We start from the raw sequence: 20,162 nt of genomic DNA, 5'->3' as shown, positions 1-20,162 counted from the left end.
TAAATTGTTTGTTTAGGACGCGCATGAGAACCTTATCAAGCTGGTGGCTTCGTGCTATGGCTGAGTCGTTTAAATGGCAGGGCTTACCAATTAATGAGTTGTTTGCAGCGGCAAATATTCCTTTAGCAGAATTAAGTAGCCAAACAGCCCGATACCCGCAAGCGAGTGTCAGTATGCTTTGGAAGCAGGCGCAAGCGATGTTACCAAACACGCATTTAGGTCTTTATGTTGGCAGTAACATGAATGTACGGGCTATTCCGGTAGTAGGTATGGCTATTATTCAGTCAACACAGCTATTGAGTGCTTTTCGGTTGATATTGCGTTATCAAAAATTGATGGGCGATACACATAATGTGTCTTTGATCGATCACGGTAGTGAGTATGAACTTCGCTTTAACTTTAGTGATGGTGAGCGGGATATGTCACTGCTAAGCTACGAGGCACCCATGGCGTTTTGTGTGAAAATAGCGCGCACTGTGAAGGGAAAAGATTGGCACCCAACGCGAATTTGCTTGCAACGTAAAGAGCCTCATAGTGAGATTAATGCGCACTTTAATTGCAAAATTGAATACGGCGCTACGACCCATAGCCTATTTTTTAGCGAAAATACCGATAGTGAACCTGTGTTATCAAGCCAGATGAAACTGGTGACGCAAACGAATGTGACGCAGGTGCTGAGAATTTTACTTGAAGAGCATTTAATTCAAGGCCAAACCACCAATAAAGCAATGGCAAAAGCACTTAATATGAGTGAAAAAACGTTGCAACGGCGTCTTGCAAAAGAGGGCACAAATTTTAGTAAAGAATTGGCAAGATTAAGACAGCAAAAAAGTGTGTCATTGTTAAACGAAACAGACTTATCAGTCACAGAAATAGCCTTTTTATGTGGCTACTCTGAAATTAGCGCATTTCATCATGCATTTCATCGCTGGTATGGCATGTCGCCAAAAGTGTACAGGCAAAAAAATTAATGCCATAAGTCGAGTGCATTGCTGCACTCGACAAGGTTTTAAAAACTAATTAGAAGCTATAACTAATGCTTGCAGAAATACTACGACCAGAACTTTCGAGCCCTTCTAAACTATCTGAAGCTGAATGGTTCGCAAGGCTGCCATGCTGATAATAAGTTTTGTCGAACAAGTTACGAATAGCTAAGTTTAGATTAGCTTGACCAAAGCTTGCTCGTGCTAACCAATCAACCGTACCATAGCCTGGTGTTTCGTAATTGCCTTCGTTCACTTTGGTCATTTTTTTAGCAAAGTTAACGATTAAATCACTACCAAATGTGTCACCTTGGAAGCTCACACCCAAGTTACCTGATAGCGGGTTGATTGAGCTGATGTATTCATCGGTTTCGTCATTTTTACCGTCTTGATAACTTGCATTCAAAAACACAGAAATAGCATCTGTTGCATAGTAAGTTGTAGAAAACTCTGCACCTTTGATGGTTACTGAATCAATATTTTGATACTGATATTTATCGTGGATATATCCAAATGAGCCGTCGTCATTAAATACGGTTTCACGATCTATTAATTCGGTTGCTAAAAAGTCATCAAACTTATTGTGAAATACCGCTGCTGTAACCGTAAAATCGCCTATGTGGCCACGTAAACCAAGCTCGAAAGTATCGCTTTTCTCTGGATCTAAATCATCCGCAGGTAATACTTCATAAATGTATTCAGCGGTAGGTTGGTTATAGTGCTCAATGTAAGCTAGGTCATAAGCAGGTACTTTAAAGCCTTGCCCGTATTGCGCATAAGCGCTCAACATATCATTGATGTAATATAAGCCACCTAAATTAAATGAGAGGTTGCTTTCATCAATTTTAGCGTATTCTTCACCATCTGTTTTTAAAGCGCCGTTTGGATCCATACTGTAATAATCAAAACGAACACCTGGCGTTACAACCAGTTTGTCGTTTAGTAATGAGATTTCGTCATTGATGAATAAACCAGCACGAAGAGTATCATTTTTAGGGAACTTATTGGTGGTATCGTCTTTGGTTGTTTCGCCTTCAACTTCACGATATTCATGCACAGTACGTAAGCTTTCGGTTGTTTCAACATCAATACCATAACCAAGAGTGTGATGTTTATTTAAGGCTTTACTTGCATGGGAGATTAAACCGTAGGTTGTTTGCTCATAGGTGCCTGTTTTCCACATGTCACGCATTTCAACGGTACCAAACATTGGCGCATTGATGTCTAATAACGCATATTCTTGGTCGTCTTGGCGGTTATTAGTGTAGTAAAGGTTAAACTGAGCGCTATCCCATAAGCGATTGGCTGAATTATTGTTGTAACTAAAGCGATATGAGTCGCTGTCTTTTTCGGTTTGCGTGTTTTCGGTGGCAATATTGTAGCCATATTCTGCTAAGCCACGGAAATAGGTAAGTAGGCCATCAGCACTGTCGCCGTTGACATCTTGGCGCCACAGATCAGCAGAGAAGTTAATGTAATCTTTATCGTTTATGTTGTATTTAAGTTTGTAAAGAAGGCTTTGTGAATCAATTTCGAATGGCGCATTGCTTTGGTGTTTATTTTGCTCTTCCTCGCCATCACGAGCGGTTACACTTAATAGGTGATCAAAGTTACCATGCTGAGCATACAGTGTTGCACCTAAACTGGTTTGATCATCTAAGTCGCTGTAACCTAATTTCACACGGCCGCCAAACTGCTCACCGTCTTGTAAATAGTCGCTTGCATCTTTAGTTGTAAACACCACGATTCCGCCCAGTGCATCTGAGCCATAAAGCGAAGATGCAGCACCCTTTGCAACTTCAACTTGCTTTAAAGTATCGGTATCAATAAAGCCACGACCCACAATATCGTTCAAGCCGTTTGCACCGTAGCCTTCGTTCATTCGCATGCCGTCTTTAATCATCAGAATACGATCAGAACCCATACCTCGTACTTGAATGTTTTGTGCACCGCCAACACGGCCAGTTACCTGAATACTTGGGTCATATAAGAATAATTGACTCATATCAGTAACAACTTGTTTTTCAATTTCGTCACTTGTGATTACAGAAATACTCGCAGCAACATCTTTTAATGGTTTTTCAGTACGCGAGCCACTAACAACAATTACTTCTAAATCGTCAGCTTTGATTGATTCATCAGCAATGCTAGGTGTTGCAGAAGCTGCAAGAGTCGCAGCGATTAAAATGCGTAAAGAATGTGTTTTAGCTAGGCGCATTATTGGTTTCCTTTGGAGCTTTATATTATTTGTGTACAGAGAACTGTTTAATTTTTGCCAGAATAATACGCCTATTTTTATAAAGATCAATATAAATGCAAATTGTTCCTATTTGCATTATTGTAATGGTGTGTGTTTTCACGTACATTTGAGCCCGTCAAATTTACTGGGGCAATAATGTGAATATCCAAATAATCGAACAACTTATGGCTGATGTGTCAGCTCTTCTAATGGCACCTGTGATTTTAGTGATTGCAGTGCTCTTTGTTTATGCGTTTTTCGCAGCAGGGAGGTTTGTATCTGAATATCTAATCAGAAGAAAAAATCAGCTTGCTTATCAGCGAGATATCGATACTAAAACGGCCACGAATTACAGAGGCTTTTATGTCCATAATTACTATGTAGCGAATCCAACGGCATCTGAGGATGAGCTTGAAGTGTTTGCGTTAAAACAACTAGAAGTACTTAGAGTTGTTACCCGTATCGCACCTATGCTTGGTCTAATTGCTACTATGATCCCAATGGGACCTGCATTAAAAGCCCTTGCCGATGGCAACATTCAGGGGATCAGCGAAAATTTAATCATTGCCTTTGCAGCGGTTATTTGGGGCTTGGTTATTTCGACCCTAACGTTTTGGCCAGCTTCGGTTAAAAAACGTTGGTGCGCTCAAGAACTTATCAATATTCGTAAATTAAGAGGGCAATAACATGCGCTTTTTAGACGAAGATGAAGAGTTAAACCCAATTGTCAGTGCCGTTAATCTTGTTGATGTATTTCTGGTGATTATTGCTGCACTTCTTATTGCAATTGCACAAAACCCACTCAGCCCTTTTACGGCAGAAAACGTGACTGTTGTTAAAAATGCCGGTGAGCCAAATATGGAAGTAATTGTTAAAGAGGGCAAGGAGATTAAACAATATAAATCTAACGGTGAAATTGGTTCTGGCGAGGGCATGCGCGCTGGTGTGGCTTATAAAATGGCTGACGGTAGCTTTGTATATGTCCCCGAAAGTGATGGCTCAGCAACGGGCAAACAAGAGAATACACAATGATAAGAATAATAACGTATGCGCTGCTTTTATTCAGCGCACTGACTTCACATGCAGCACAAAAGCCTGAAGTGCTTATAATGATGTCGGGTCATGTGGCTAAATCGAAAGGGGCATTGCTAACAAGCCTTGCTGAAGATCAACCGTTCACCTTTACTAATTTTAGTACTAAAGGCAAAACAGACGAAGAGATTAAACAAGCTTGGCAAAATGCTGAGCTGATTTTGTTGGATGGCATCAACCCTGCGCTTTCAAAATATATGTTTGCTAAGTATCAGCCATATTTAACTGAGTACCCCAATGTGCCAGTGATCTCACTCGGTGATATGGAAAACTCAGCAATGAATAGCGGTTTATCTGAGCAGCAACATACTCACCTTGGCGGTTATTACAATAATGCTGGGCGCGATAATTATCGTAATATGATGCTTTATATTGCAAATGCCATTTTTAAACTCTCAGATGTGCCAGCAGAGCCAGTTAAAGTCATTCCAAACGTTGGTTTATATCATCCTGAGTTTGACGGCCATGTTAGTGCTGATGAAATGCAGTTTTTTAATTGGTTAGATGCTAAGCCAGCTCAACCAGTTATAGCGATAGCGATTCATCGTTCAGTCATTGATTACGAACAGCAACAAATAGTTGATGCATTAATTACAGGTCTTCAGAACAAAGGTGCGAAAGCATTGGCGTTTTTCTTTGAAGGCAATGACGAAGCATTAACCTACCCAGAGTTACTGAGTGATGAAACTGGTTCACGGGTAGATTTAATCATTAACTATCGTTCATTACACTATGTTGAGAAACGCCGCGCAGAGTTTATGCAAATTGGTGTGCCTGTTATTCATGCACTTAACTATACCGAAGGCGATGAACAGGCTTTTAAAGAAGATCATGCGGGTGTATCACCAGCACTCACTCCGTTCTTTCTTGTAATGCCAGAAGATACGGGTAGTACCGACCCAATTATTATTGCTGCCAATGAAAAGGGCAGTAAGGTGGCAATGCAAGCACAACTTAATGCGTTGGTTGAACGGGCATTTAATCATGCCAATTTAGCGCACATTAAAAACACAGATAAAAAAGTCGCCACTTTTATATGGAACTACCCGCCGGGTGAAAAGAATATTGGCGCTGCATTTTTAGATGTACCAAGTTCGATTGCTAACATCGCAAAAGCGATGAACGAAAAGGGTTACCAAGTAAAACAAACGGATACAGCCACGTTAGTTGAGCAAGCGGGTAAATTGCTTCGCCCTTATTATCGTGGTGAAGATGCTGAGGCTTTGGTAAAACTCGGACTCGCAGATTATTTACCGCTAAGTATCTATCAAACTTGGTTTGATAGCCTGCCTCAGGATGTCACTCAGCCAATTATTGATAAATATGGCCAACCAAGTGAAAGCGGTATGTTGCGTATGCACAATGGCGAAATGATGTTTGTCATTCCTCGCATGGAACTGGGTAACATGATTGTACTTCCTCAAGGTGTGCGTGGTGAAACGGCAAAGCAGCATGCTGCCCAGTATCACAGTACTAAATCGGTCATCAATCATAGTTATTTAGCTATTTATCTATACGCACGTGATGTTTTTAATGCTGATGCGGTGGTGCATTTAGGTACTCATGGTTCACAAGAGTGGCTAAGTGGTAAAGAGCGAGGCTTATCGGTTTATGATGCGCCAAACTTAGCGATAGGCAATATTCCTGTTTTCTATCCGTACATTATTGATAATGTCGGTGAAGCGATGCAGGCAAAGCGTCGTGGTCGTGCCACCATGATAAGTCACTTAACCCCAGGCTTTGCAAAAGCAGGGCTATACACTGAGGTGGCAAAATTAAACGAACTGATCACCAACTATTTAATGTTGGATGAAGGGCAAACAAAATCAAATACGCAGCAAGAAATAATTAAGCTTGCTAAGCAATTGAATATGTTAAAAGACCTCGATCTTGATGAAGCTACTTTAGCTGCTCAATTTGCTGACAAGATTACCGTCTTACAAGATCACTTGAACACACTGGCACAGATGAGCCAGCCGCTGGGAGTTCATATTTTTGGTGAGCTACCAATCAATGCCCATCTTTACAGTACTATTTTGCAAATGCTTGGTGATGATTTCACTAAACAAGCAGGTGAATTTGAGCGAGAAATAGGTATTGCTATTGGCGAGTCTGAACGTGAAGACGAACGTAAGGTTGTAAAGTTAGAGGCATTAGAAGGATTTCAGTTACTAGCGCGAGTGCTGGGTGAAAATAGTAACTTAGCCATCCCTGAGTCGTTACAAAGTGATATTGCGACAGCAAAAGAGTACTGGCAAAACTTTCACAAAAGTGAAGAAATCACCGGTTTGCTAAATGGTTTAAATGGTCAGTATATACCAGTAAGCCACGGTAATGACCCTATTCGTAATCCGGCGGCTGTACCAACAGGTCGAAACTTAATTGGCTTTAACCCAGCGAAAGTACCTTCAAAAGAAGCTTATCAGGCTGGGGTTAAGATGCTTGAACAAACTGTACAGCAGTATCAAGCGGAACATGGCCGCTACCCACAGAAGCTTGCTTTTTCACTTTGGTCACTTGAAACAATGCGTCATCAAGGTGCGTTAGAAGCACAAATTCTCCATGCAATGGGGATAAAGCCGAAGTGGAATAATCAGGGCAACATTGTTGGCACTGAAGTGATCCCATACTCAGAGCTTGGCAGGCCACGTATTGATGTAGTGGTTTCTGCGACAGGCTTGTACCGTGATGCATTTCCTAATGTCATGCTTTGGATTGCCGAGGCAATAGATAAAGTGGCAAAGATGAAAGAAGACAATAACTTTGTTTATCGTCACTCAATGACCCTCAAGCAAACATTATTAGACGAAGGTAAAAGTGAAGAAGATGCAGATTACTTATCTTCTGTGCGTATTTTCTCTAATGAAAGTGGTGCATACGGTACAGGGCTTGCGGGAGGAGCGCTTGACTCTGATAGCTGGGAAAATGATAGTAAGCTAGCTAATTTGTATTTAGATCGAATGGGCTTTGGTTTTGGTAAAGATGAGGCTCGCTGGAGCGAAAATTTATCAGAAACAGGGCTATACAAAAAGGTGTTGTCGGGCACTGATGGGGTGGTGTTTTCTCGTTCAAGTAACCTTTATGCACTCATGACAAATGATGATCCGTTCCAATACTTTGGTGGCATCGGCCTAGCGGTTCGTAATATTGATGGTAAAACACCACAAATGTATGTCTCTAATTTGCGCCGTAAGGGGCAGGAGAAAATTCAAACTTTAGATCAGTTTATCAGTAACGAGATGCGCAGTCGTTATTTCCACCCTCGTTGGATTAAAGCGATGCAAGACTCAGGTTATGCTGGGGCTACCGCTATTTTAGACCGTATGAATAACATGTGGGGCTGGGAAGTTATGACCCCCGACGCGGTAAGAGATGATCAATGGCAAGAATTCTTTGAAGTGTATGTTGATGATAAATACGATATGCAAATGCGCGAATTCTTTGAGCAACATAACGCTGAAGCATTAGCACAAATCATTGAGCGAATGTTAGAGGCTGTTCGCAAAGGTTATTGGCAAGCTGATGCCGAGACACTGAAGAAAATGCTTGAAACCTACACTGAAATTGCTAATCAACATGATGTAGTTACAGACAATGAAATATTTACCGAATTCGTAAAAGAGCAAAATGCAGGCTTTGGCCTTGCTCCTTTAGTACCTGGGCAAGCGGCACCAGAACTTGCTAACAGTGTAAGTTCAGCTAGCCAGCAAGTGAGTGGCCAAAAACTCGAACAGGTTGAACAAGGTAAACAGACAGAGTCTGACTATACATTATGGTGGCTATTAGGCGGGATTTTCTTTACTGGAATGATTAGCCCCTTTATAAGAGTGAAACAATAGCATTACCTTACAAAAGGCGGTCGAGGCTAGGTTTTTGGCCGCCTTTCATAACTTTTTAGTGCGTTTAGCCGCGTCACGTATTACAATTGCGACTTTATATCATTTCCATCTCCAGCGAATAGGTTTTCCACTTCTTCATGACAGATATTACAACACACCAAGCTTCTAGACGCCGCTTGTTAATTGCTTTAGCCATAACGTGCTCGTTTATGGTTATTCAGATCATTGGTGCCTATTATTCTAATTCGCTTGCTGTACTTGCTGATGCTGGGCATTTGTTTGTTCATAACAGTTCTTTATTTATTGCACTTATTGCTTCAAGCATGGCGATTTACTTTGCAAAAAACTTTAACGATGGTTACCAACGAGCTGAACTGACCGGTGGCTTGATCAATGGTGTTTTGTACTTAAGCATTAGCTTAGTTATTCTTTACGAAGGTGGAGAACGTTATTTCCATCACAGTGATGGGCATGAACTACAAATCAATAGCTATTTGATGTCAGTTATATCTGCTATTGGATTTTTGTTTCATGGCGCAGCTGCATGGGTTTTGTATAAAGGGCGTAAGGCAAGCATTAATGTATATGCGGTATTTCTCCATTCGTTCTTTGACTTAATTTCGACAGTTTCTACTTTCTTTGCTGGAATTTTAATCTACTTAACCGGGTGGGCAGAAATCGATATTATTTCGAGTATGCTCATAGCGATCTTTGTATTGTTCACTGGGGTTAAAGTGATTATTCGCTGTATTAAAGGGTTACTGGAAAACCGTAGTAAGCTTCCTGATGTAGCAGCTATTGAGCAAAGTATTGCATCAATAGAACACGTTCAAAATGTGCATAATGTAACGGTAATGCGCCAAGACAAAGATATTGTTGTGGGAGCACATGTGGTGTTAAAGCAGCATTGTACCGTGGAAAAGCATGATGAGGCGTGTCGACTCAAAGTAGAACAGCTATTGCTTTCACGCTTTAAAGTAAACAAAAGTGTTTTACAAATCGAAAGTCATGAATGCCATTATGTTAATTAAAGTGGCAAAATGTTTAATTTTCTTTTAATTTAAAGGTATCGCTAGGGTGTTAGGATGCCTTTTTTGCTTCAAAATAAGCCATTTTATATTAACTTTTTAGCTGCGCTGTTGCTTGGTTGCATTGCAGGTCTAGTTAATTTATTGCCAGTATTTTTTTTGGATAGCTCTGAGTTTCTGCTTGGGCAATTTTTTGTCATTTTAAGCCTGCTTTTACTCGGTTGGCGCTATGCAATTATCACCTTTATCATTAGTACTGGCTTCATATTCTATCGCTGGGGCCATGCTTGGCCATCCATTGTTTTTGCCTTAGAGCTTATATTTTTACAATTATATTGCCTGTCTAAGGCGCGTCCTGTCTTTTTGAGAGGGATGCTTTTTTGGTTTGTTATAGGTTCACCCATTCTTTGGGTATTTGGGCACTATTTTTTAGCATTACCTACACTCACTCTGTTGATAGCATTGGCTAAGTACTGTTTAAATGCAGTTATTTACTTGTCTGTAATAGATTTATTGAGCTTTTTCTTTAGTCGATACTCTTGGCACAAATATTATTCCTCATTGGATAAAATACTTAATTACGTGGTTAGCTTGTTAGTCATTTTAGTGGTAATACTCACTTCAATTGTTTTGACTAACAATCACTATGCTCGCATAGAGTATGAGGTTAACGCTCAACTTAATGAAAAAGCGAATGAAATAGCGCGAGTTATCGATTCGCATTTAGAGCACCATAAAAAAGGAGTGGTTCTAACCGCAAAAAGTATTGCTCATGGGCTACCCAAACAGGTTGCACTTGAGAATATGGCTAATCTGTACCCAGATTTTAGAACTCAAATCATCACTGATGCTTTTGCAGATGTTACTCATTTTTACCCCCAATCATTAGCTGTAAGTTTGCAGCAGTCAAACATTCGCGCAAATGTTTCAGATCGTGATTACTTTATTCATGCACCGTCCAATAAGCAGGGTTATATCTCGACTATTTTTAAAGGGCGTGGTTTTGGTTCTCTGCCCATTGTTGCGGTTTCAGCGCCTATTTATATTGAGGATATGTTTACTGGCGTGGTCGAAGGCTCGCTGATGTTTGATTACTTTGCTAGTTTACGTCCAAGTTTATTTAGTCATCAAGGTGATTTACTAATACTCGATGCGGCTAATAAAGTTGTGTTTAGCACCATCGATGATTTTAAAGAGATGCAACAACTAAGCAATGAAGAGATTGATTCATTTGCGAATGAAGAGCGTTTTATCATATTTGATGCACACAATGAGCAGCAATATTATGCTAAGCAAGCGCGCTTAGCTGACCATAATTGGATGGTTATGACCATGATAAACCGAAAACACGCGAATGATGTCGCTGTAAATGCATGGGGACAGTCATTGGTTATGATCATTTTTATTATTTTACTGACAAGCGTTTTCATCACTCAACTAAGTCGTTGGCTGACAACACCGATACGCAAACTTGCTGAACAAATTGATAAATTTGAGCCAGAAAATGCTGATACTGACACGTATTTACCGCAAACTTGGTTAGAAGTGAGCCGCTTGCAATCACAATTTTCGAGCCTTGCGAATAAGCTCGCACTGAGCTTCAATCGTCTACATCAAGCGAACCACGAAAATGAATTACTAAACGTAAGACTGAAAGACTTTAATGCACAACTAGAAAAACAGGTTGATGATAAAACCAATGAGTTGGTTGAAGCAGTACGGGCTGCAAATAATGCTAACCGCACTAAATCTCAGTTTTTGGCTAATATGAGTCATGAAATTCGAACTCCGCTAAATGGTATTTTAGGGATGACCCAGCTGTTACTAGATAATAAAGATTTAGCAGAAGAAGAACACGAAGAATTAGTGATGATCCATCAAAGTGCGAATAACTTACTTCTGATTTTAAATGATATTTTAGATTTCTCCAAAATAGAGGCGGGTGCTTTAAAGTTAGCGTATCGTGCAGTTGAAATAACTAAGTTACTTGAACAAATTGCCAAGGTGTTTAGTAGTACAAGCGTAAAAAAAGGGGTGACATTTAAGCTTAACATTAGTGACTCTGTACCAAGTTGTATCAGTTTAGACCCTTTAAGGTTTAGCCAAGTTATAAATAATATTTTGAGTAATGCTGGCAAGTTCACAGAGTCGGGCGACATTACCATGAGCTGTACTATGGTTAATGACCGAATGCAGATCAGCATTCGTGATACAGGCATCGGGATTTCAAGTGAGCAGCAGGCAAAACTGTTTACCGAGTTTACTCAAGCCGACATTTCTACCACACGTAAATATGGCGGAACGGGACTTGGGCTAACCATTAGTAAGCGAATTATTGAGTTAATGGCAGGGGAGCTTAAGCTAACAAGTCAAGAAGGCGTTGGTAGTGAGTTCACCATCACGATGCCTGTAATTATTAGTAATTCAGCCTCAGTGGATAACCAAAGCACTGCGACGCCCCAATTAGCAGGTTTGAATATCTTACTAGTTGAAGATAACCCTGTTAATCAAATTGTATTGAAAAAGATGCTGCATTCCACTGAGTGTAATCTCAAACAAGCAAATGACGGCCTTGAAGCACTTGAGATACTGCAGAGTTATCAAGCTGATATTATCCTTATGGACTGCCAAATGCCAAATATGGATGGCTATCAATGTACAAAAGAAATAAAACAGAACCCGCACTTGTATGGTCAGGCTATAATCATTGCCATCACTGCGAATGCATTTGAAGAGGATCAGCAGCGTTGCCTTGTTGCTGGCATGGATGATTTTATCTCAAAGCCAATTAATAAAGACCAATTATATGCGTGTTTAAACAAATGGCTTAAAGCTCTTTTAAACGAGCAACAATAGATTGCAAGTTTTGTTCTGCAAGTAGGTCTTCAGAAAGCATAGGTTTTGCAAAGTAGTAACCTTGAAAGTCATCACAGCCCATGTGTTGTAAAAATTTAATTTGCTCAGTAGTTTCAACGCCTTCGGCAATACAATAAAGGCCTAAATTAGCGGATAACGCATGGATTGTTTTGATAATTGATTCGTTACTTCGATCATGCCCAATATTGCGCACAAAACTTTGGTCTATTTTAATGACGTCAATTGGAAACTGACTGAGGTAAGTCAGTGAAGAATATCCGGTACCAAAGTCATCAAGTAATAGTTTAAAACCCGCATTTTTTAACTTTCGTAGCTGCTTTGAGGCTTTATCTTTGTCTTCTAGTAATGTGTTTTCAGTAATCTCTAAGCGCAATTGCGCAGGCTTAATGCGAAAATTATTCAGGATCAACAAGAGTCTTTCGGTTAAGTTCGCCTTTAATATGTGCGTTGGCGATACATTTAAAGAAAGGTAAAACCGAGGGTTTGATCTTAAAATTGGCTGCAATTCTGTTAAAGCTCGATTTAAAGCCTGTTCTGTAAGTACATCGATTAAACCAATTTCTTCTGCAATAGGGATAAACTCAGCAGGTGAAATAAAACCTTGTTCTGTCTTCCAGCGCATTAATAATTCAACACCATTAATTTGCTTCGTTTTAGCATTAACAATTGGCTGATAATTATTAAAAAGCTCATCATCTTTAAAGGCATCTTTTAACGCATTTTCGAGTAATAACTTTTTAGTGAGCTGGTTATTCATCTGCTCGGTAAAGTATTTGAAATTGTTTCGCCCAGATTGTTTGGCATGCATCATGGCAATATCAGAATTGCGTATTAACTCATCAGCTGTTTTAGCATCAAAAGGATAGAGTGCAACCCCAATACTGGCTGAAATATTGATAGAAAAATCGTCAATAATGACTTTATTTGCTAATTCTTGTGTAAGTTGCTTAACTAATTCGCTCAACGTTTGAGGCGAATGAAGATCTTTGACTAACACTAAAAACTCATCGCCACTTTGTCTACCAACCGTTGCATTATTAGGTAAAAGTAAACTTACACGTTGCGTAATATTGCACAGCAATTGGTCACCAACAGCATGGCCAAAAGAGTCATTCACTGGCTTAAATTTATCTAAATCAATAAATAACAAGGCTGCTAACTTGTTATGCTTTTTAGAATGATTTATACAATTATTGATTTTTGAATGCATTAATGAACGATTTGGTAAGCCCGTTAATGGATCGTAATTCGCTAAATAACGTAACTCATCTTCAGCACGCTTTTGTTCTGTAAGATCTGAAATTACAATCACATAATGACTAATCGCTTGATTATCTTTCGCAACTGCAGTAACACTGATATGAACAGGGTGGGTTGGATTTTTTTGAGTGTGTATATAAGCTTCTGTTTTCCAGTTTTGTTTTGGTTTTAATGTTTTTAACACATTGATGTATCTTAAGAACTGAGCCCTACCTATTGTGCGAACAAAGTCCTTAATTGTTAGATCAGTTATATTGCCCGTAATAGCAAATGTATCACTGAAGCTTGTATTTGCTGAAAATGGTTTTAACTGGCTGTCTAAAATTAAAAGCCAGTCATTTATCTGGCTGAAAGCTTCACCGAGCACACTTGCTTGTAGTGCATTTGCTCTTTGTTCGGTAATGTTGGTATAGATACCTGTTACTTTTATTGGCTTATTTGCTTCATCAACTTCGACGACACGGCCAATGTCCTGATACCATAACCACTTACCATTTTGATGATTTAAACGGTAGGTGATATTCCATTGTTCTTGATTTGATTGTTTTGCAAAGGCATTCCAATGGTTTAAGTAGGCACTACGGTCCGCTGGATGAATAAAATCAAGGAACTCAATGAGGGCTAAACTCTCGTTACTCTTGTGGTAACCCAGCTCTGTCACAAAGCGATTATTTAAAAGCGTTTGCTGGCTTAAATTGGCTTCCCATACCCCACTTTTGTTACTGCTCAGTGCTAATTCAGTTTGTTGTTGCGATTTAACAACATCAGCATGCGCTTTATTCAGTACTTGTTGACGTGCTCTGTATTGCCAAAAAAAGAAAAAGAGTATGGCAAAAATGAGCAGCACATAACCTGTTATCGCAACTGGTGAAGACCAAGGCGCATAGGCAATATTAAACTGTAGTTGTCTTGTTGCTGAACTGACTTTGGAGCTCTCGGAGTTAGAAGCAACAGACAAGATATATTGTCCGGGAGGTAGCTTGGTAAAAAATACTTTGTTAGTGGTTAATTTGTCGTAATTTAATGACGTTGGTCCCTCTAAAGTTACTTTATAAGTTGTTTTATCCTTATTGATAGTATCAAAGTTAGAAAAGCTAACCTCAAGACCGATGTCTTCAGCAGTCATTTGAAGAGGGTTATTGATATATTTGTATGGATGATAGTTCAGCTCGCGAGAGAGCAAAGAAACATGAGTAATTTCAGTATTTATCGCATCTAATTCTGTTGGTGAAGTTAAAAAGTCTTCAGGTGCGATTAACAATAAGCCCCTTGTCGAACCAAAGCCAATTTGGCCATTGTCTAGCGTTGCATCGGCATCAACATTAAACTCATTAGCTGAAAGGCCATCACGGATAAAATACGAATTGATACTTCTTGAACTTAAATCAATTCTATACAGGCCATTTTGCGAACTAGCCCATAAAAAACCAAAGCGGTCGATTTGTAAGCCATACACTGATTTTGCATTGAGACCAGATTGAGTGCCTAAGCGATGTTTAATAGCGTAGGAGTGAGAGTCAACAGCAATTAACCCTTCGTTAGATGAAGCCAGCCAAAGTGTATCATTGTGGTCAATAACCCAATCATCAATCACAGAAAATGTGAGTGGATTGAAGTTTTCGACTTGATAAACAAGTGTCAATTTTTCAGTTTGCTCATTATAACGATACAAATGGCCAGACATACTTAACAAATAGTCGTTAGGGTGACTCGAGAGTGGCTTTAAAAAAGAGTGCGCATTGATAATATCGACTTGTTCTTTTAGTCCCTTAATAGTTCGTAATTCACCTGTTTTACCATTGTAGCGATAAAAGTTTTCTTGAGTAATAAATGCAAATTGATCTGAACCTAAAGTATGAAAGCCCCAACTTGGCTCATTTTCTAATATATTAATCACTTCTTTACTGCCTTTTAAAGGCACTAAATCACCGCTGATCTTATCAAAGAGCGCTAAGCCTCTGTACTTCATAAGCCACAGAAAGCGTTCAGATGGTTCTATTTCTGCCTGTGCAATGCCATATACAGCATGTTCTCCATGAAAGGCTTTTATATCGTCATTAACTAGGTAAGGGCTGATGGAGTTTGTTAATTGGTTATACTTCAGCATGCCATTTTCGGTGCCGATCCAAATAATGTTTTCGCTGTCTTGCAATACCGCCCAAACACTATTGTTGACATTACCAGAAGTAGACGTTGATTCGATATGCTTAAAACGCCTTGCTAAGGTGGACCATGTAAAAACTCCCTGCGAACGAGATGCAAGCCATAGCAATCCTGTTTTATCAATCATCACGTCGACAATTGTATTGTCGGTCATTAAAAATTTACTTTGCTCATAGCTCAAAATAAATTCGGCGGATAGAGTTTCCCTATTAAATTCGAATAAGCCTTTTTCAGTGACAATATACTCACCAAATTTACTAGATGCGAAATCCCAAATATTTAATTCAGGAACCAATAGTTTGGTTTTATCTACTGCGAGAAGTTTATCTGCATTAAATGGAATGTTGTACATTCCTTCGACTGTACCAACTAACAGACCTAATTGAGGATCAAGGTACAAAAATTTTGCGTTTTTATTATCGTTATTTAATTTATTTTCATCAGCAAGCTCAATACGAGAAACATGATCATCCACTAAGTTTTTTGAAAAAAGTCCTGCGGTTGTTCCAATGTATAAAAAATTATCATGCAGAGCTAAAGCACGAATAAAGTCATCTTGCTTATCGATTGAAAACTCATGCAAAAACTTTTTGGTTTGCTTATGGTAAGAATAAAGGTGCTGATTGATTGCGAAAAAGAAATGGCTGTCATCTTCTTCGAGTGCAAGAATAGGGGAAAAATAAACATCTTCAGGGGTTAGTTTTCCTGAATAGACTTTTTCGACACTGAGTGTTTTTGGGTTTATGAAGTAAGCACCTGAAAACTCAGTACTCACAAAAATCTTGCCATCACTGGTTTTAGTCATAAAAGTGATCTGTCGTTGATCAAGTATATATTCGCCAGCAAAAGCGGCTACTTGATAGCCGTCATATCTATTTAATCCTTGATAAGTGCCAACCCAAATAAAGCCTAAATCATCTTGCACGATTTTAGTTACACTACCTTGGGTTAACCCTTCATCTGTAGAGATCCGCTGCATTTGCAAAGCATAGTTTTGTGCATTCACTGAAAAGGTGAGCGTGAAGAACAGCAAATTGAATATCAAAAGAAAAAGTTTAGGCACCGACTGATTAACCCTAAATTATTATTTGCATATAATTTTTAACAAAATATAGCACAATTATGAATGTTATTGAGTCAGCTGAAAAGATAAATTAGTAAATGTTTAATTAAGGTACAACATAGTGTTAGCTGTGCTATAAATAGCCCATAGGCAACCTAAGGGAAAGTTATGCGTCATTCATTTATAAGTCAAAAGAATCATGCCTTGTTATTAATTATTGACCTTCAAGCAGGGCTTGAGCCTGTCATAAGCGACTTTGGCCAAGCTGTTAATTACACCGAAAAGTTGATAAATGCAGCTAAAGCTTTAGACATTCCGTATTTATTTACTGAACAAAACCCAACCAAGTTAGGTAAAAGTAGTGAACAGCTTTTACCCTTCATAAATGGTAATAATTGCTATCACAAAATACATTTTAGCGCATGCCAAGAAGCGCAATTTAACCAACAATTAGCTGGCTTCAATCGTAAGCAAATAGTGGTGACGGGTACAGAATCGCATGTGTGTGTACTGCAAACCTGTTTAGACTTAATTGCCAAAGGTTATCAGGTGTTTGTGGTTGAAGATGCCATTGCCTCACGCAACGAAAAACACAAAGAGTTAGCAATTAAGCAGTTATTGGCAGCAGGTGCTATTATTACCTGTACAGAAAGTGTGATATTTCAATGGCTAGAAAAAGCAGGGACCGATCAATTTAGAGCATTATTGCAATTAATAAAGTGAACCACGATGCGGTTCGAACCGTATTGGCTCGATTAATTGTATTCTTGTAAAGTATTTAATCATTAAGGCTTTATCTATGACGAGTGTGCGCCGCCTTTTTACTTATTTGTTCCTTTTATTGTTTGTTGAGTCTTTGGTTTTAGGCTTTATCTATTCGACCTTGATAACGGGTGTAGTAACTGGTTTATTATTGCTGTCTTTACCACTTTGGATGCTCCATCACTACCCAACGAGCAAATTAACGTCTCATGTTGTAGCTGCCGGTTGCATGATGTTTTCGTTTTTACACATCCAACAAAGCTACGGCCTCATTGAAGTACATTTTGAAATTTTCATTTTAATGGCCGTATTGATCATGTTTGTTGAATGGCGCGTGTTTATAACTGCACTTGCTTTTGTGGCCGTTCACCATTTGAGCTTTTACTTTTTACAGATAAACGAAGTGGGCTTATACGTTTTTGACCCGGACCGATTGTATTTTAGCACGGTACTTATTCATGCCGTGTATGCCATTGTTGAAGCAATTGTAGCCGGCTATATTGCTAAAACCCTACATCGTGAACGTAGTTCTGGCTTATCGTTAAGCACAACAACAGAGCAGATAATGGCCGACGAAAACAGCATTAATATTAGTTTAAGAGCGGATGATAGTCACAGTGAAGCTGTAGCGGGTTTTAACCGTTTACTGGGTTTTGTATCGAGTGTGATCGGTGATGTTCAAAGCCAAAGTAGTGTTTTAAAAAATCAGTCTAAACAATTACTTGAAGTACACGACGAATTGTATGAGCAAGCACTTCATCGTGAGCAGTTATCTGCAGATATCGCGCAGTCAGGTGAACGAGTCGCCGAAGGCTTTGCCCATGTTGAACAAGAAAGTAATGAACTACAAACACAGTTTGAGCAGCTCCATTTAAGTGCCACAGAGGCATTAAATGAAGTGGCGAATACCGACAGCAAAACGGCTGAGCTTGCTAATAACCTTCAAGAGGCAGATCAAAACATTAGCCAACTTGTAAGTGCATGTTCGCATATCTCAGAATTACTCAATGAGATTTCGTCAATTGCTGAGCAAACAAACTTACTTGCACTAAACGCTGCAATTGAAGCCGCCCGTGCTGGAGAACAAGGCCGTGGCTTTGCAGTGGTGGCTGATGAAGTGAGAAACTTGGCAACACGTAGTAAACACACGACAGATAAAATCACCAATACGCTTGAAAGCTTGATGCAAAACAGCGCATCATCAACTAAGTCGATGCAGGGGAGTGTTGCGCTTATAGAGCAGTTGTCGGCCATTAGTTCGCAGATGAAACTGCAAATTACCGAGATGACAGAGCAGGTGAATGTTGCTGCAAGTAGCTCACAATCGGTTGCACATGTAGTGCAAAATCAAGCGGGTAATACGCGTGCTATTGCCGATAATTCACAAGCCTTAATTGCTAACCAAGCCAACGATAATCTAATGATTGAAAAACTCACCGATCGCGTACAGTTAATTGATGTAAGTATCGATGTACTGGAGCAAGGTATTGCTAAATTCAAATAGCAAATGGCTGATAATGGCAACTCTACTTTGGGTTGCCTCTGTGGCATTAGCCTTGGTATTTGCTTATTCTCAACAAGCAAGCACCTTTGATCCAGATAAAAAGCTGGCAACAGCTAACTGGCTGACTACATTTCAACAAAGTATGGGACTTGGCATCACCCATACAGATACCTTGTACATTATTGATGAAAATACCTGTGTATGCTCAGAGCGCTCACAACCGCACATAACAAGCCTTAGCAGCTATGCAGCAGAGCAAGGTATTGAAGTAATAAAACTTAAACCAACATCTGCGGTTGCTGCAATATTACCCGCTCAACCTGCCGCAGTACTTGTTTCTGAAAATCAACAGCTTGTGTATGCAGGGCCATTATCAAAAGGACTCGCGTGTTCAAGTCAGAATGGCTTTGTTGAGTTAGTAATTGCAAACTTACGAGCGGGTTTTAATAGCCAGTTTATTAATTCAGACGCCGAGGGATGTTATTGTGAAATTAATTGAGCTTGAAAGGTAAGTAAAAGAGGCCAAGTATGTTGGCCTCTGTATTTAATATTTATTGAATTTGGCCTCGTATCTCACCGCTTGGGTTTGCAGGGGTATGAATGTTTACATAATGACCGCCTGAGGCTAAAACTGAAAAGATATCGGCGTCTATCATTAAGCCTGTGCTACTCATCCAGCGATTCATATCATCACTGTCTTGTACAAGTGGAGCTAACACAGGGCCATTTTCACCTGCTACACCGGTATGAATATGGGCAGCAGTTGCATCGCTTACACCTGATGTAAGCACTTGCAACTCAACACTGTAATCATTGGTATTCACTAGCGCATAACCATCGCCAGACGCATCCGTTGTGACCGCAGGTACTTCTTGTTCACCACTTAGCGGAAAGGTGACAAACACATAGTTGTCGGTAAGGATTTGACCACGTAGTTCACCACCTGGGTTAGCAGGAGTATGCACATTAACGTAATGACCACCTGATGCGAGTACTGCAAAAATATCTGCATTGATCATGGTGTTTTCAGGTGTTTGCCACAGGTTCATGTTATCGCTTGATTGCTCTAACGCGGCAAGAACGTCGCCATTGGTGCCTATACGACCTGTATGAATGTGGGCTGCAGTGGCGTCACTCACACCTTCGGTTAATGCTCTCAATTCTAAATGGTAGTTATCCATATTAACTAAGGCATAACCACTACCTGATGCCATCGTATCAACCGCTGGAACTTCTTGCATACCACTAAGTGGGAAAGTAACGAGTTGATAGTTATCTGTTAGGATCTGACCTCTAATTTCGCCACCCGTGTTAGCAGGTGTATGTACGTTAACGTAATGACCACCTGATGC

At 39.7% G+C, this 20,162-nt stretch carries 12 protein-coding genes; 9 read left to right on the top strand and 3 right to left on the bottom strand.

Annotated features, from left to right (window positions below):
• Positions 1-23 precede the first annotated feature (23 nt).
• Entirely contained in the window at positions 24-971 is a 948-nt protein-coding gene (locus CWB80_RS13010; RefSeq protein ID WP_138599413.1) for an AraC family transcriptional regulator, read from the top strand.
• Positions 972-1,020: 49 nt separating this feature from the next.
• Here CWB80_RS13010 and CWB80_RS13005 read toward each other — a convergent pair whose 3' ends face one another.
• Complete coding sequence (locus CWB80_RS13005; RefSeq protein WP_138599414.1) at positions 1,021-3,201, bottom strand: TonB-dependent hemoglobin/transferrin/lactoferrin family receptor; 2,181 nt, start codon at positions 3,199-3,201, stop codon at positions 1,021-1,023.
• A gap of 179 nt (positions 3,202-3,380) precedes the next feature.
• On the opposite strand from CWB80_RS13005, the gene CWB80_RS13000 reads away from it, so the two are divergent.
• The 5 genes from CWB80_RS13000 to CWB80_RS12980 all read left to right on the top strand — a co-directional run bounded on the left by CWB80_RS13000 (position 3,381) and on the right by CWB80_RS12980 (position 12,037).
• Positions 3,381-3,908, top strand: coding sequence for a MotA/TolQ/ExbB proton channel family protein (locus CWB80_RS13000; RefSeq protein ID WP_054554592.1), 528 nt, complete (start codon positions 3,381-3,383; stop codon positions 3,906-3,908).
• 1 nt (position 3,909) lies between these two features.
• A complete protein-coding gene (locus CWB80_RS12995) occupies positions 3,910-4,254 on the top strand; it encodes a DUF2149 domain-containing protein (RefSeq protein WP_054554591.1) in 345 nt (114 codons plus the stop codon).
• Complete coding sequence (gene cobN / locus CWB80_RS12990; protein WP_138599415.1) at positions 4,251-8,153, top strand: cobaltochelatase subunit CobN; 3,903 nt, start codon at positions 4,251-4,253, stop codon at positions 8,151-8,153. Before CWB80_RS12995 ends, cobN begins: the two co-directional genes overlap by 4 nt.
• A gap of 137 nt (positions 8,154-8,290) precedes the next feature.
• The gene (locus CWB80_RS12985; protein WP_054554589.1) at positions 8,291-9,184 is read left to right on the top strand and encodes a cation diffusion facilitator family transporter; all 894 of its coding nucleotides are present in this window, start codon (positions 8,291-8,293) and stop codon (positions 9,182-9,184) included.
• A gap of 579 nt (positions 9,185-9,763) precedes the next feature.
• Positions 9,764-12,037, top strand: a complete 2,274-nt coding sequence (locus tag CWB80_RS12980) for a response regulator (protein ID WP_249362580.1) — start codon at positions 9,764-9,766, stop codon at positions 12,035-12,037.
• Here CWB80_RS12980 and CWB80_RS12975 read toward each other — a convergent pair.
• Positions 12,009-16,460 carry an EAL domain-containing protein gene (locus CWB80_RS12975; RefSeq protein WP_138599490.1) on the bottom strand — a complete coding sequence of 1,484 codons (4,452 nt, stop codon included), beginning with the start codon at positions 16,458-16,460 and terminating at the stop codon, positions 12,009-12,011. The genes CWB80_RS12980 and CWB80_RS12975 overlap by 29 nt on opposite strands.
• A 252-nt stretch (positions 16,461-16,712) precedes the next feature.
• Between CWB80_RS12975 and CWB80_RS12970 the strand changes: the two genes are divergently transcribed.
• From CWB80_RS12970 to CWB80_RS12960, 3 genes are all read left to right on the top strand, one after another.
• Positions 16,713-17,267: an isochorismatase family protein gene (locus CWB80_RS12970; protein ID WP_138599417.1), complete on the top strand. Its 555-nt coding sequence runs from the start codon at positions 16,713-16,715 to the stop codon at positions 17,265-17,267.
• Positions 17,268-17,343: 76 nt separating this feature from the next.
• Complete coding sequence (locus CWB80_RS12965) at positions 17,344-18,810, top strand: methyl-accepting chemotaxis protein (protein ID WP_138599418.1); 1,467 nt, start codon at positions 17,344-17,346, stop codon at positions 18,808-18,810.
• 13 nt (positions 18,811-18,823) lie between these two features.
• Entirely contained in the window at positions 18,824-19,309 is a 486-nt protein-coding gene (locus CWB80_RS12960) for a DUF6436 domain-containing protein (protein WP_138599419.1), read from the top strand.
• 52 nt (positions 19,310-19,361) lie between these two features.
• On the opposite strand, the gene CWB80_RS12955 is transcribed toward CWB80_RS12960, so the two are convergent.
• Positions 19,362-20,162: CHRD domain-containing protein (locus tag CWB80_RS12955; RefSeq protein WP_138686282.1), on the bottom strand; the 801-nt coding region annotated here is incomplete at its 5' end.

The organism is Pseudoalteromonas sp. S1650, from assembly GCF_005887195.1.
GTDB classification, from domain to species: domain Bacteria; phylum Pseudomonadota; class Gammaproteobacteria; order Enterobacterales; family Alteromonadaceae; genus Pseudoalteromonas; species Pseudoalteromonas simplex.
Note: the sequence above shows the minus strand (reverse complement) of the source record. Positions and strands in the feature narration are given on the sequence as shown.